Source organism: Acinetobacter calcoaceticus, assembly GCF_016508255.1.
Classification (GTDB): domain Bacteria; phylum Pseudomonadota; class Gammaproteobacteria; order Pseudomonadales; family Moraxellaceae; genus Acinetobacter; species Acinetobacter calcoaceticus_E.
Map to the genome: position 1 here is coordinate 644259 of NZ_JADVKT010000002.1, position 13998 is coordinate 658256.

13 protein-coding genes are annotated in these 13998 nt (G+C 36.7%); 7 read left to right on the top strand and 6 right to left on the bottom strand.

Translation table 11 applies throughout. The features are described from left to right. Nucleotides 1-65 precede the first annotated feature (65 nt). Nucleotides 66-2201, bottom strand: coding sequence for a TonB-dependent siderophore receptor (locus I5515_RS07005; RefSeq protein ID WP_199965391.1), 2136 nt, complete (start codon nucleotides 2199-2201; stop codon nucleotides 66-68). A gap of 220 nt (nucleotides 2202-2421) precedes the next feature. On the opposite strand from I5515_RS07005, the gene lpxB reads away from it, so the two are divergent. After that, on the top strand, nucleotides 2422-3597 hold the full coding sequence (lpxB, locus tag I5515_RS07010) for a lipid-A-disaccharide synthase (RefSeq protein ID WP_199965392.1): 1176 nt from the start codon (nucleotides 2422-2424) through the stop codon (nucleotides 3595-3597). Between the two features lie 2 nt (nucleotides 3598-3599). On the opposite strand, the gene I5515_RS07015 is transcribed toward lpxB, so the two are convergent. After that, nucleotides 3600-4241 carry a TetR/AcrR family transcriptional regulator gene (locus I5515_RS07015; RefSeq protein ID WP_199965393.1) on the bottom strand — a complete coding sequence of 214 codons (642 nt, stop codon included), beginning with the start codon at nucleotides 4239-4241 and terminating at the stop codon, nucleotides 3600-3602. A 118-nt stretch (nucleotides 4242-4359) separates the two neighbouring features. Here I5515_RS07015 and I5515_RS07020 point away from each other — a divergent pair, with 118 nt between their 5' ends. The 4 genes from I5515_RS07020 to I5515_RS07035 are packed head-to-tail and all read left to right on the top strand — an operon-like array spanning nucleotide 4360 to nucleotide 9396. After that, the gene (locus I5515_RS07020; protein WP_199965394.1) at nucleotides 4360-5382 is read left to right on the top strand and encodes an HlyD family efflux transporter periplasmic adaptor subunit; all 1023 of its coding nucleotides are present in this window, start codon (nucleotides 4360-4362) and stop codon (nucleotides 5380-5382) included. Then, nucleotides 5372-7135, top strand: coding sequence for an ATP-binding cassette domain-containing protein (locus I5515_RS07025; RefSeq protein ID WP_199965395.1), 1764 nt, complete (start codon nucleotides 5372-5374; stop codon nucleotides 7133-7135). The genes I5515_RS07020 and I5515_RS07025 overlap by 11 nt, the downstream gene beginning before the upstream one ends. Nucleotides 7136-7145: 10 nt before the next feature. Next, nucleotides 7146-8273, top strand: a complete 1128-nt coding sequence (locus I5515_RS07030; protein ID WP_199965396.1) for an ABC transporter permease — start codon at nucleotides 7146-7148, stop codon at nucleotides 8271-8273. 4 nt (nucleotides 8274-8277) lie between these two features. Then, nucleotides 8278-9396: an ABC transporter permease gene (locus tag I5515_RS07035; protein ID WP_199965397.1), complete on the top strand. Its 1119-nt coding sequence runs from the start codon at nucleotides 8278-8280 to the stop codon at nucleotides 9394-9396. 44 nt (nucleotides 9397-9440) lie between these two features. Here the strand turns inward: I5515_RS07035 and I5515_RS07040 are convergent, their stop codons facing one another. Beyond that, nucleotides 9441-10310, bottom strand: coding sequence for a DUF2797 domain-containing protein (locus tag I5515_RS07040; RefSeq protein WP_198078578.1), 870 nt, complete (start codon nucleotides 10308-10310; stop codon nucleotides 9441-9443). A 39-nt stretch (nucleotides 10311-10349) separates the two neighbouring features. Between I5515_RS07040 and I5515_RS07045 the strand changes: the two genes are divergently transcribed. Both I5515_RS07045 and I5515_RS07050 read left to right on the top strand, forming a co-directional pair. Next, nucleotides 10350-10811: a DUF6231 family protein gene (locus tag I5515_RS07045; RefSeq protein WP_199965398.1), complete on the top strand. Its 462-nt coding sequence runs from the start codon at nucleotides 10350-10352 to the stop codon at nucleotides 10809-10811. A gap of 99 nt (nucleotides 10812-10910) precedes the next feature. Further along, a complete protein-coding gene (locus I5515_RS07050) occupies nucleotides 10911-11498 on the top strand; it encodes a YidB family protein (RefSeq protein ID WP_199965399.1) in 588 nt (195 codons plus the stop codon). A gap of 113 nt (nucleotides 11499-11611) precedes the next feature. Here the strand turns inward: I5515_RS07050 and I5515_RS07055 are convergent, their stop codons facing one another. The 3 genes from I5515_RS07055 to I5515_RS07065 all read right to left on the bottom strand — a co-directional run bounded on the left by I5515_RS07055 (nucleotide 11612) and on the right by I5515_RS07065 (nucleotide 13673). Beyond that, a complete protein-coding gene (locus tag I5515_RS07055; RefSeq protein ID WP_199965400.1) occupies nucleotides 11612-12718 on the bottom strand; it encodes a porin in 1107 nt (368 codons plus the stop codon). A gap of 254 nt (nucleotides 12719-12972) precedes the next feature. Beyond that, nucleotides 12973-13386 carry an HIT family protein gene (locus tag I5515_RS07060; protein WP_199965401.1) on the bottom strand — a complete coding sequence of 138 codons (414 nt, stop codon included), beginning with the start codon at nucleotides 13384-13386 and terminating at the stop codon, nucleotides 12973-12975. A gap of 17 nt (nucleotides 13387-13403) precedes the next feature. After that, a complete protein-coding gene (locus tag I5515_RS07065) occupies nucleotides 13404-13673 on the bottom strand; it encodes a YARHG domain-containing protein (RefSeq protein WP_004792570.1) in 270 nt (89 codons plus the stop codon). Nucleotides 13674-13998: the final 325 nt, after the last annotated feature.

Genomic DNA, 13998 nt, shown 5'->3' on the forward strand with positions numbered 1-13998 from the left:
TTTAATGAGGCATACACAAAAGAAAATAAAAAACCAAGCTCTAAAATTAGAGCTTGGCGATGGTATTAATATTTAAACTTCACAGCAACTGTATAGTTAGCTGAAGGGCCATAAAAGCCTTGGCCATCAGGGAAACTATATAAATATTTCTTATCGAAAATGTTATTACCATTTGCTTGAAGCGTAATATGATTATTTACTTCATAACTTGCCATTAAGTTAACTAAGGCATAGGCGTCTTGTGTGATGGTACTGTTTACAGTTGAGTCATATAGCTTTACGCCATCTTGCCACTGCAAACCTGCACCAACTTTCAGCTTAGGTAGAGCTGATGGAGTATAGGTTGTCAGCAAATTAAGAGTCTGGTTCGGATTATAAGTTCTTGCCTCGCCACCATTCTTAATATCTTTAATACTAAATTGGGCATAACCGAAAGAAAGATTCACATTATCTGTGATTTGGCCCGATAACCCGACTTCTACACCTTGCGATTCTAAATCACTGGTTGGTACTTTTCTGTTGAGAGGGTTTCCATCAGAATTACGTAATGGGTAATTATTTTGTTCTGTTTTAAATACTGAAAGTGTGCCCGTTAAACGGTCATCTAGCCATGAACTTTTTATCCCCATTTCATAGCTTTTACCTTCAATAGGTTTTAAAGCCTGATTGGTGTCTTTATCAATACCTGTTTGCGGACGGAAAATAGAGGTATAACTCATATAACCCGTATATTCAGGTGTGAAGTTATAGGTTAGGCCGGCATATGGCGAAACTTTACTTTCACTATATGACATTGGTGAGCCGTAGCTTTCACCTTTGCTCTCCGCTTTAACATAGTTTGCACCCAATAAAAGTTTTAGGTCTTCAGTAAGGTGTAAGCGTGTCGCAGCATAGATTGAATTAATATTCTGTGTATAGTTGGCTGCTTCTGTGAAATCTGACCAAGTTACAGATTGAGGTGTCCAACTTGCCCAGTCTGTAGTGGTCGACTTAACAACATTGCTATCATTAATTGTTCCAGTAGATTGTTTATCTTGCTGATGGCTACGTACATAGCTATAGCCTAAAGTTGCTTCATGCTCTTGATTGAAAAGCTTATAGGTTCCTTCAAGATTAAAATCGACGGCGTGTTTTTCTTGATGTTCCTGACCACCCCACGGCGTTAAAGATATCCCTGAACCATCAGCTTGCGGATAACCATAGTAATAAAGAAGGCGACTATTATGTTTCGTGTCAAGATAGTTATAAGTTAGTTTAGCAGTCCATTGATCATTAATTTTTTGTTTTAATTCAGCAAAAGCATTTTGTGTTTCATTATCCCAATGTGCCCAATCTGGGTTGGGGTTATATGAACGATCATAAGAAATTTGTTTACCATTGGCATCGAGTAAGGGTAAAGCACCCCAGTTGTTTGCATTAGGTTTATTTTTTTCTTGGCTATAGCCTACAGTGAGTAAAGTACTATCTGTTAAATCAGCTTCAATAACGCCAGCAAATCCATTTTTTTCTGAAGAATATCGGTCAAGATAAGAATCACCAGTTTGCTCGTAGCCCATGATACGGCCACGTACTTTTTCACTCGGAATAATTGAGCCTGATACGTCAGTTTCATAACGTTGAGTATCCCAAGAACCATAACTTACACCGCCAGTTGCTTGGAACTCTTGAGTTGGTCGCTTACGAATATTATTGATCGTTGCGCTTGGGTCGCCAAAGGCATTCGTTAAAGAATCTGCACCTTTAACTATCTCTACACGATCGTAAAAGTAGGTATCCGGGTTAGTGTTATTGTAGTTATAACCTGAGAGGGGAAAGCCTACGCCGTCAGTTAAAATATTTGAAATCTCAAAACCACGGGCCATGTAAGAAGTACGTTCGGTTTCCTGATTGCTTACAGTTACTCCTGGAGTATTTTTTAGAACATCTCTCGTACTTGTTAGACCAAAATCTTCAATTTGTTGACGAGTAACCACATTAATGGTTTGAGGAGTTTCTTTAGCTTCAATATTAAGTTTGGTGGCACTATTTGAGTTCTTAACATTATATGCTTTTGTCTGTTCAGAGGACTGCTCTACATTTGATGCTTTGACTTCAATAGTTTGAAGAGCTTGTACCTCTGAATCTTGAGCATAAGCGAGATGGGCATAACAAATCGCACAGGCAATGACAGAAAGTTTGAACGGTCGAGCAGGGGTATTCATAAGGCTAAAGATAATGTAAATAATTATCATTTATTCTATTGTTTGTAAATGAAAGCTACAATTGAAAATGAATTGTTAATTTAGATTAAAATATAAGTGCTTAATGTAATTTTAGATGGAAGATCAAATTTTCTATAGTTCCCATCGCTTAAGCAGCAAGTTCAAGATTAATAAGTCTCTATGCTAGAATGCATTATTTCTAATTTTTGGATAAATCGCCTTGGTAAACCGAAAACTTAAAATAGGCATTGTAGTTGGGGAAGTTTCTGGAGATACGCTGGGTGTAAAACTGATGCGTAGTTTCCGTGAACAAGGAATCGATGCCGAATTTGAGGGAATTGGTGGACCTCAAATGATTGCTGAAGGTTTTAAGAGTTACTATTCAATGGAAACCTTGTCTGTGATGGGCATTGTTGAAGTATTAAAAGATCTTAAAAAGCTATTTGCTGTACGTGATGGTTTAATTAATCAATGGACTGAGCAACCAGTTGATATTTTTATAGGCATTGATGCACCAGACTTTAATCTTCGACTTTCTAAAAGTATTAAAGAAAAGAATCTTCCAATAAAAACAGTTCAATATGTGAGTCCATCAGTTTGGGCATGGCGCCAAGGGCGTGTACATGGCATTAAACAAAGTATAGATTTAGTCCTTTGTTTATTTCCTTTTGAAAAAGTCTTTTATGAGCGATATGAAGTTCCAGCAGCCTTTGTAGGCCATCCATTAGCTAAACAATTGCCACTTGAAAATCCAATTAAAATAGCAAAGCAGCAATTGGGTATTGATGAAAATCAAAAACATATTGCTTTATTGCCGGGTAGCCGAAAAGGAGAAGTAGAGCGATTACTGCCTATGCTATTGGGTGCTGCCAATATTCTGCATAGCAAATATCCAGATCTTCAATTTTTAGTTCCAGCAATTAATGATGCGCGTAAACAACAGATTGAGCAGGGTGTTGAACAAATTGCTCCAAACTTGAAAGCAAAAATTCATATTTTAGAAAATACAGATAGTGAGTCAAAAATTGGCCGTATGGTCATGAATGCAAGTGACATTATTGCTTTAGCATCTGGGACAGCAACATTGGAAGCAATGTTAATGCATAGACCGATGGTCACTTTCTATAAATTACATTGGTTGACCTATTTAATTGCAAAGTTCTTGGTCAAAATTCCTTACTATTCTTTGCCTAATATTATTGCGGGTAAAAAAGTGATTGAAGAGCTGATTCAGACTGATGCTACGCCAGAAAATTTAGCAACTGAAATAGAAAAACTAATGAATGTTGAAAAAGCTCAAATTCAAGTGATGCAACATTTAACTATGCATAAGCAGCTTATTTCAGGAAATACCGAAGATCCGGTTCAGGTTATTTTGCAATGCTTAAACAGCTAACGTTAAGTACTTGATTGGCTAATTGCTTTTAATCCAGCTAATGAGAATTTTTTAAAATGCTCAACTAAATCATGTAATGGCATCTGGGCAATATTTTTTAGAGGCTGAGGTGCCTGAGCATTAGGTCCTGCAATAATGAGCATCATACAGGGTGTCATAACACTTAAAATGCAAGGTAAAACGGCTGGATCATTTTCATCGAGACAGGCAACTTGGCTAATAATTTTACGAATAAGAAAAAATTTTCTCATGCCTGCAAACTCGATGAAACTTAATAAATGTTCAGAAGGTGAAAACAGTTCACGAATAAATACTTTGCCGTGCCATACATCTTTTTTGGTTAATTTATGCAGCAAAGTCTCAAGTAGTGAGCTTAATTTTTCTTCTGGGGTGAGAGAACTTTCAACAAGTGCTAGTAGGTGATTTTCATCTAAATAATGAGCATGAGCTTCGACTAAAACAGCCTGATATAGACCATCACGACCATCAAAGTGATAATTAATGGTAGCCAAATCAACATTTGCTGCTTTGGCAATTGTTTTATTAGGCGTTTTTGCAAAACCATATTGGGCAATTAAAGGACCTGCTGCCTCTAAAATTTTAGATTTTGTTAAATTACCATCACTTCGTCTAGATCTGGACATATTTAAACCTAATTTTCGTTCACCATAAAAGTATATCTTTTATTCAAAGATGAGAGTAATTTAAATTTAAATTGAATTTAAACTAATAAAATTTGAATTTGATAAGAAGGCCAATAAGATGAATAAAAAAGTGATTGCCGGTGTTTTAGTTATTATAGCTGTAGCTGCCTTCAGTTTTTTGGCATGGAAATATAATAATAAAAAACAATCAGATAATAATTTAACTTTATATGGGAACGTAGATATTCGCCAAGTTTCACTTGCATTTGAAGAGTCGGGGCGTATTCAGAAACTTCTTGTCCAAGAGGGTGATAAAGTTCAAACAGGTCAGTTACTCGCGACACTTAATACCAACGCATTACAGATTCAGGCAAAGCAAGCACAAGCACAACTTAAAGCGCAACAAGAGGCAATTGTTAAACAAGAGGCGGGGGCTCGTCCCGAAGAAATTATTCAAGCAAAAGCACAACTCGCTTCTGCCCAAGCTGACTTAGATAAAACCAATAAAAATTTACAGCGTTTACAGATATTGGTAAGTAGTACAGATGGTCGGGCAATTAGTCAACAAGAGTTGGACTATGCAAAAAGTAATCAACATAGTGCCGAAGCAGCAGTTCGTGAAAGACAAGCCAATTTAGAATTAATAATTAAAGGCGCACGCAAAGAAGATCGAGAGGCAACAAAAGCACAATATGAGGCGACTAAAGCCAATCTGGATTTAATTAATTATAATCTTACCCAAGCTGAGTTAAGAGCTCCTGTAAATGCAGTTGTAAGAGCACGACTACAGGAAATTGGCGATATGACCTCAGCTCAAAAAGCAGTTTATACATTGGCACTAACTAATCCTAAATGGATTCGTGTATATGTGAATGAGCAAGATTTAAGTGTAATTAAAATGGGTGAAAATATCCAAGTCATCCATGATTCAAATCCTGATCAACCTATTAAAGGCACAATTGGTTATATCTCTTCTGTTGCTGAATTTACCCCTAAAACTGTACAGACAGAAGAAATTAGAACAACACTCGTGTACGAAGTGCGTGTATATGTAAATGATCCAAATGATCAATTAAAAATGGGGCAGCCCGTTACGGTAAAAGTTCCACTTGTTTCAGGTGAGAAAGCTTATGACCGATGAAGAAACAGTAGTTGAAGCCCATAATTTAGTCATGACTTTTAAAACTGAAAGTAAAATGTCAGCTGATATTACGGCAATTGATAATTTGAATATAGAAATCAATAAAGGGGAGCTTACAGCTTTAGTTGGGCCAGATGGGGCTGGAAAAACTACATTTTTAAGACTGGTTGCGGGACTATATCAACCTACTTGTGGCTCTTTAACTGTATTGGGATTAGATGTTGTTAAAAATCCACAAGCGGTACAAAACCGTATTAGTTATATGCCGCAACGTTTTGGACTATATGAAGATTTAAGCGTACAAGAAAATCTTGATTTATATGCTGATTTACACGATGTTCCAAAAGAAATTCGTACTCAACGATTTAAACGTTTATTGGAAATGACAGACCTTGCTCAATTCACTCGACGTTTAGCGGGTCAACTTTCTGGTGGAATGAAACAAAAACTAGGGCTAGCATGTACTTTAGTTCGTTCCCCAGAGTTACTATTGCTTGACGAGCCTAGTGTTGGTGTAGACCCTTTATCAAGACGGGACTTATGGATCATTATTGAACAGCTTGTTCAGGAAGAAAACCTAAGTGTAATTATAAGTACTGCTTATATGGATGAAGCAGAAAAATGTGCACAAGTTTATATCATGCACGAGGGGAAAATTTTAAAGCAGGGCTCTCCAGAGCAATTAAAAGAAATAGCACGTGGCCAAACATGGCAAGTAAAACCTCCTGCAAATATTAAGGCGCGGACTGTACAAGCCCAATTACTTGATAATCATCTAGAGATTATTGATGCTGTTCCAAAAGGTGAACAAGTACGTTTTATTAGTCGCCAGAAAGAATTATCAGCCAGTGCTTTACTTCAGGGGCTAATAGCAAATACCCGAGAACCTGAACTTGAAGATGCTTTTATGATGTTATTACAACAAAATCAAAAGCAACGAAAACAAATGTCCATTTCTGAACGAGCTTTTGATTCACTGCAAAATCATGAGTTGGAATCAGACCAACCTATCATTGTGGTCAAAGATTTAGTCAGAACTTTTGGAGATTTTACTGCTGTCGCTAACACTTCATTTGATGTGCAGCGCGGTGAAATTTTTGGATTACTTGGGCCTAATGGAGCTGGGAAAACAACGACATTTCGAATGCTATGTGGATTGTTGCCAGCAAGTAGTGGGTATCTAGAAGTTGCTGGTAAAAACTTACGGACAGCTCGTGCTGAAGCTAGGGCTAACGTAGGTTATGTCTCTCAGAAATTTGCACTTTATAGTAATTTAACTGTTTTAGAGAATCTCAAATTTTTTGGTGGAGCCTATGGCTTATCGGGCGAAAAACTAAAACATCAAATTGATAAGGCATTACAGCAATACGATTTAAAAACCCATATTAAAAGTGGTGATTTACCGGGTGGCTATAAACAACGCTTATCGATGGCTGCTGCATTGCTACATGAACCAGAAATTTTGTTTTTAGATGAACCTACGAGCGGAATTGATCCACTTGCACGGCGTTTATTTTGGTACAGCATTGGTGAGCTTGCAAATCAGGGCATTACCATTATTATTACGACCCATTTTATGGAAGAAGCGGAATATTGTGATCGAATTGCCATACAGGATGCTGGAAAGTTATTAGCCTTAGGCTCACCTCAACAAGTACGCCAGTTAGCAAGTAAAGATAAACAGATTGGTGATATGAATGAGGCTTTTATTGCAATTGTGGAGCAAGCACGTGCGTTAAGGCATGCTGTTTAGGAGGTCTACAATGAGTCAGTTTGCATTTTGGAATCGATTGATAGCATTAGTTCGTAAAGAAACTAAGCAGTTAGTTCGTGATAAAAGTAGTCTCGCAATTGGTTTGGTTCTGCCTATCATCTTAATTTTACTTTTTGGTTATGGACTTTCCTTTGACTTAAATCAGGCACGAGTTGGTGTTGTAGTTGATCAGTCTTCACCACAGATCAATCAGGTTTTAGCGGGTTTAAATGGTTCGCAATATTTAACGAGTCAAGAGTTTCATAATTTGCCTGAAGCAGAGCAGGCCATTCGAGATGGCGAGATTGATGCCATTTTGCATTTCCCTTCAGATTTCGCGAGTCAGGCACAACAAGGTAACGCAAAGGCTCAACTGTTATTAAATGGTACGTCTACCACCATAGCAACAGCTTTGGAAGGATATGTCACAGGTGCTTTGGCTACCGCGCCGTCTATACAAGTTGACCGTAGTCCAATATTAGCAACTTCAAGCGCCGTTAATATTGAACAACGAATATGGTTTAACGAATCTGCTAACAGTACTTGGTTTTTAGTCCCAGGTTTGATGGTATTAATCTTAACTTTAATCGGTGCATTTTTAACGGGGTTGCTTATTGCCCGTGAAAGGGAGCGAGGAACACTAGAGGCCTTATTTGTGACGCCTGTAAGACCATTTGAAATTGTATTAGCAAAGCTCATTCCCTATGTTGTGGTCGGCATGATTGATATCGTGATCTGTATTATTGCTGCGTATTTTATTTTTGAAGTACCCATGCGCGGTTCATTATTCTCAATTTTATCAGCTTCATTTTTATATTTAATTGTTTCGTTATTACTTGGTTTAACCATATCAGGCTTTGCTCAAAGCCAGTTTCAGGCGAGTCAAATTGCTTTATTGGCAAGTTTTATGCCTGCACTCATGCTTTCAGGTTTTGTTTTCGATACACGAAATTTACCCTTGGTTGTACAAATTGTTAGCCAGTTACTTCCAGCTACGCATTTTATGATTTTAATTAAAACCCTATTTATGGGAGGTGATGATTGGAAGTTATGGTTTAAAGAATGCGGTATTTTATTAGGATATATCGTTGTTTTGATATGTGCTGTGAACTTTTCACTGAAAAAACGGTTGAGATAAAGTTATGTGGCAGCAACTAATCGCTTGGCTAAAACATTTAAGTTTTTTAGTCAAAAAGGAATTCCTGACCATTTTTAGTGACCCTGCAAATAGAGTCATTCTATTTGTACCGGCACTGATGCAAGCACTTTTGTTTGGTTATGCTGCAACTTATGATGTTAACCGTGTGGATTATGCAATTTTAGATCAGAGTAATGGGCAAGTTTCGCATGAACTGATCTCAAAGCTCGATGGCTCTGGTATTTTTAAGCGGATTGCAACACTTCAATATACAGATCAAATCAAACAGGTCATTGATAGTCGTCAGGCATTGGTCGTGATTACGATTCCTTCAGACTTCGAGAGCAAATTAAATAATAATCAAAGCTCTCCTATACAGGTCATTGTTGATGGCAGAAACTCATCAACTGCTGTTGTGGCTGGTTCATATCTAAATAAAATTATTGGTCAGTTTAATCAGCAAAAATTTAACTCAGCCTTACCGATTAGTCTTGAAACAAGAACATGGTACAACCCAAATCAGGAATCTCGTTGGAGCCTAATGCCTTCATTAATTGCGGCATTAAGTATGATGCAAACATTGCTTTTATCTGCTTTATCTGTAGCACGTGAACGTGAGCAAGGTACATTTGATCAGTTATTAGTTACGCCGTATACACCATTACAAATTATGATTGGTAAGGCCTTACCTCCAATTTTTGTAGGATTGATGCAATCAACCATTATTTTATTGATCATTTTATTCTGGTTTAAAATTCCAATGAATGGTTCTATTGGACTGCTTTATTTTGGTTTATTAAGTTTTAATGTGGCTGTAGTCGGAGTGGGCCTATCAATTTCGGCTTTATCTTTAAATATGCAACAAGCCATGCTTTTTACATTTTTATTGATTATGCCTTTGATGTTGCTTTCAGGTTTACTTACACCAGTAGAAAACATGCCGAAAGTACTACAAATAGCAACTTACGCAAACCCTTTAAGGTTTGGAATTAACTTGGTACAACGGGTTTATTTGGAAGGTGCGAGCTTTGCACAAGTCAAATTCAACTTTATTCCAATGATCATACTTGGAGTAGTAACTTTACCCTTAGCTGCTTGGCTATTTAGGAACAGATTATCTTAATCATGTTAATTAAAAAGCCCCATTTTAGGGGCTTTAAAACTTACTTAGGCACGTATAATCAGTTGGTAACCCGTATATTTACGGATGTTAATAACACCAATATCAAAAATTAAATATTGACCTTTAATGCCCTGTAATACACCGCGAATTTTTGGAGTTTTATCCAAATTTAGAGACTTAATTTTTTCAGGGTACTGCTCAACAGGGTAAACAAACTCACGTGGTAGCTCATCTTCTAATAATTCAACGGTTTCGTTAAATTCAAGATTTTGGCTAAATTCCTCACGAATCGTTTGAATTTTAGGTGCAAACTCTTCGATTAACTGATCACGTTGCTCAGTTAGTTTTAGAGGTTCAGCTTCTCCCTTAAGGAGTTTACGCCAATCAGTTTTGTCAGCAACTAAAGAACCAAACATTGTTTCAAGCTGACCAGATAAACGACGTGATCCAACTTTCATAATTGGTAAGGCCTGAGTTGCACCTTGATCTAACCAACGACCTGGCATATGACTAACGCGGGTAATACCAACTTTCAAAGCGCTCGAATTTGCTAAATAAACAATATGAGGCTGGAAACAAACATTGTGGGCAAAGTCATCTTCACGACATGTACCTAAGTGGTAATGGCATGTTTCTGGCTTCATAATACAGAGGTCACATTCCGCTTTCGTTTTAAAACATTTAAAACAGTGACCTTGAGAATAAGATTTTGGTGTTTTAGTGCCACAAGAAGTGCAATAAATATTACCTGTCCATTCGATTTCTAGTTCTTGTCCTAAATTAAAAGGAAGATCAATTTCTGAACGGTCTAATACAAATTTGTATTCAACATTTGCTTTGGTTGTCTGTTGATCAGTTACACTAGCATCTTTTAGGCCTGCATGCATTTTATGGCAAATGCCTTGTAGTTCCATAAAGTTTAAACTCACATCTTTCAATTAAGGGTTGCAGTTATGGCTGAACAAAATGTCATCACTTCTATGCTAGACGATTTATCAAACGAACAGCCCATTCATACTGCACTTTGTATTGGCCAGAAAATTGACCTGAATAACGCAATTCAATGGCACTATTTTACCGTAACTGAGCTTTTAAGTCTGCCTTTTACTCAGCGTTATGATTTGGGTTTTGTATTGTTTGATACAGATGAAATGCAGAACATAACTGAAGTACAAAAATCACAATTATTAGTAAAACTACGTGATTTATTAGCAAAACGAATTGTTGTGGTAAGCAAACGCAGTGATGAGCAGTTATTACGTTCTTTAGGCTTCACTCAACTCATTGATAAGATGTCGCATGATAGCGATTTTGCTTTATGGCAATTTAATATAATGACCTATAAACATGTTCCAGATTGGTTTAATTCAAAGTTTTGGGCGAACCCAGAAAACTGGAATAAATTCCGCTGGTAAAAGAGCACTAAATCTCTTTCAAAATTTAACAATTTGGCTTTTGCTGTCTTAACAAGAATCCGCGTATGCTCATGTGTAAACCATACATAAGAGTTACACATGACAAATTTAAGCAACATTGTAGAAGTTCTGGCTCAGCAGGCTTTAGGTGGGAACCAACAAGCGTCAGGCCAAGGTGGTTTAGGTGGGATTTTAGGTTCAGTACTTGGACAAATGGGCGGCAATACTCAAGGTTCACAAGGTGGACTTGGGGGAGTACTGGGTTCTGTATTAGGGCAAGTGACTGGGAACAATAGCGCACCTCAAGCTGGTGGTGGGGTACAAAGTTTATTAATTGCAGTTGTACCTTTAATTTTAGGTTGGGTTCAACAACAAGGTGGTTTACAGGCCGCGCTTGAAAAATTAAAAGGTGCTGGTTTAAGCAGCCAAGTTCAAAGCTGGGTTGACCCAAACCAAAACAATAGTGAGGTTCCTACTCAACAATTACAGAGTTTATTTAATCCAGCTGACATTGAACAAGTTGCCGAGCAAGCTCAAGCTCCGAAAGAGCAAGTTTATGGTGCAATTGCGACAGTTCTACCAAAAGTGATTGATTCACTTACACCACAAGGTGCGAATACAGACCATCAGGAGGCAAATCAGGACATTCAAAATGTCATGAATCTTGTGAGTGGTTTTTTAAAATAATATATAAATTTTTACGAAAGCCGATAACTTTGATATATCGGCTTTTTTATTCTGCACAATAAACTAAAAGGGCAGAAGCCCTTTTAGTTTATATCTGAATTGAATGTAACTGATTAGAAGTTATATTCGATACCAGTACCAACAACAGTTTGTTTGTCGTTATCACTCAACCAATCACGTTTTTGCTGAGCAACAATGCCGTAGAAACGAGCTTGTTTGTTGATTTGGTAATCAAGACCTACGCCGTACAAGTCAATTGTACGATCTGCTAGACCACTTACTTGTGTTTGCGCAGAAGAATATTCTGCTTTCACTTTAAGTTTAGTATTCGGGATTTTATAAGCAGCTGTTATTGAATATGCTTCTTCTTGTAAATCACGGTAAGCTTTACCAGCTTTATCAATTGAACCATCAGTTTTGTATGTTTGACCATATGCAGTCAACTGATCAGTAGGTTCAGCGTGTTGCCATAAAGCACCTATTACAAGACCTGTTTTTGCGATGTCATAAGAGCCTGTTACGCGGTAAGCATCTGTATAAATATCTTTCAGACTGTAAGCCGCATATTTACCTCGAATACCAAAGTCACCAGCAGCAGCAACTGCTAAACCAAGGTCTTTGTTTTCATAACCAAGCGCAGTTGATACAGAGTCAAACCCATTATTTTTACTGTCTTTACCAGTTTCACCTGGTTTATTATCAGTAGTACTTTCACCAGTTTGCGCCATGATGTTGAAAGTTATACCAGCTAATAATTTAGGGTCTAATTCAAAACCAATTACGTTATCTAAACGGTTTTCACCATACATGATATTAGTAATATCTAAACGTGTATCGTCATTAAAGATATCTTGGTTATTACCAGCAGCAGTTTTAAAGTAAGAATCGTATTTACCTACTTTTAATGTACCAACACCTTCAGTTTTTAAACCGATAAAACGGTTACGAGCGCTGAGATCACTATCAGAACCTGAACCATCAGTAGCAATTGCCCATTCAGCTAAATAAACAGCAGATAGCTTGTCAGTTAATTTTTCTTCGCCTTTCACCCCAATGCGAGAAGCGTTTGAGTTAATTTCAGTAACGTCACTTTTTCCATCGAAATTTTTATTGTCAACTTGGTTAATAGAAACATTCAGTTTGCCATACAAAGTTGGCGCTGCTTGCACCGCGTTTATGCTCAAAGTTGCAACTGCGGCAGCGAGTAGCAATTTCTTCATTGAGATTTCTCCAAAAGTATTTAAAAATGGCGTATGCCTAGTTAACTATTTATTTTGTAGTTGACTTGTGTACAAAAAATTACAAAAGCTCACCAACTTGCTAAGCAGTATCGGTAAATTTTGTGACAGGGGCGTGAAAAATAAATGACAGTTTTATGACGATTAAAATTTAGAAATAAATTAGTTATATTCGTTTTTTATAGTTTTTAGACGAAAAAAAACGGAGTCAAAACTCCGTTTTAATGAATTAAAAATCAAAGAGCTGCTTTAATTTTCTCAGCTAATACTTTAATTTTTTCTTGATCTCCTAACTCTACAGCATGGCGTCCAAGTTGATGCACATTTGTAGGAATAAGGTGAAAATGAACATGCGGAACAGTTTGTCCTGCCGCAGCTCCAGAAAGTTGCATCAACACAATACCTTCTAAATTGAGGGCTTTTTCCATTGCTTTCGCAATTTTCTGGACAATTTGTATGGTATATGCGGCTGCTTCTGGGGGTAAATCAAGGAAAGTTACAGCAGGTGTTTTTGGAATAACTAATGTATGACCATCGGCTTGAGGCATAATATCCATAAAAGCTAGAACTTGATCATCTTCATAGATTTTTATCGCTGGAAGTTCATCACGTAAAATTTTTGCGAAGATATTTTGATCATCGTATGCCATGTATTATTCCTTTAAAATTATTTACATTTCAATTCTTTCTGACGCTCTTTAATAGCATCAAGACGTTGTTGCTCTTTGTCAGAAAATTTTGGTTTTGTCGTATGACAGTTTTCATTACCATATTTTTCTTTTGCATCAGGATCTTTAAAACAAAAGCCTTTTGATGCATAAATCAAATTATAATCGTCTTGCAATTTCTGACATTCTTGCTCAGGCGTTGCAGCTTGAACGCTTAAACCAGCAATGCTCACCATGCCAGTAAAGACTGCAACCATAAATTTATTCATGAGCGTTTCCTCAATTAAAGGTATGAACCTGTACTCAATATAAGGTTTATTACCAATATTTCAATGACTATTAATTACTCAAGTGTCATTTTGGTTGATAATTTGTTCATAAAATAAATAAAAACTTTACATATCAATCATTTATAAAAATCAAATAAAAACATAAACTTAAGGAAAATTATATATATATTTACAGGATTTGATTCTCGTTTATTCTATTTTAACTCTTATTAATGAAAGAAAAATATACTTCTCGTTAAGTTGATAATGTATAAAAAATGTGGAGAAATGAGATTTTACAGGTTCTTTTATTTGCTAAATAGAC

Bases quoted from the DNA above. Each gene is read 5' to 3' on its own strand.
- I5515_RS07005 (WP_199965391.1), bottom strand. From the start codon at position 2,201: ATGAATACCCCTGCTCGACCGTTCAAACTTTCTGTCATTGCCTGTGCG.
- I5515_RS07015 (WP_199965393.1), bottom strand. From the start codon at position 4,241: ATGTCCAGATCTAGACGAAGTGATGGTAATTTAACAAAATCTAAAATT.
- I5515_RS07020 (WP_199965394.1), top strand. From the start codon at position 4,360: ATGAATAAAAAAGTGATTGCCGGTGTTTTAGTTATTATAGCTGTAGCT.
- I5515_RS07025 (WP_199965395.1), top strand. From the start codon at position 5,372: ATGACCGATGAAGAAACAGTAGTTGAAGCCCATAATTTAGTCATGACT.
- I5515_RS07030 (WP_199965396.1), top strand. From the start codon at position 7,146: ATGAGTCAGTTTGCATTTTGGAATCGATTGATAGCATTAGTTCGTAAA.
- I5515_RS07035 (WP_199965397.1), top strand. From the start codon at position 8,278: ATGTGGCAGCAACTAATCGCTTGGCTAAAACATTTAAGTTTTTTAGTC.
- I5515_RS07040 (WP_198078578.1), bottom strand. From the start codon at position 10,310: ATGGAACTACAAGGCATTTGCCATAAAATGCATGCAGGCCTAAAAGAT.
- I5515_RS07045 (WP_199965398.1), top strand. From the start codon at position 10,350: ATGGCTGAACAAAATGTCATCACTTCTATGCTAGACGATTTATCAAAC.
- I5515_RS07050 (WP_199965399.1), top strand. From the start codon at position 10,911: ATGACAAATTTAAGCAACATTGTAGAAGTTCTGGCTCAGCAGGCTTTA.
- I5515_RS07055 (WP_199965400.1), bottom strand. From the start codon at position 12,718: ATGAAGAAATTGCTACTCGCTGCCGCAGTTGCAACTTTGAGCATAAAC.
- I5515_RS07060 (WP_199965401.1), bottom strand. From the start codon at position 13,386: ATGGCATACGATGATCAAAATATCTTCGCAAAAATTTTACGTGATGAA.
- I5515_RS07065 (WP_004792570.1), bottom strand. From the start codon at position 13,673: ATGAATAAATTTATGGTTGCAGTCTTTACTGGCATGGTGAGCATTGCT.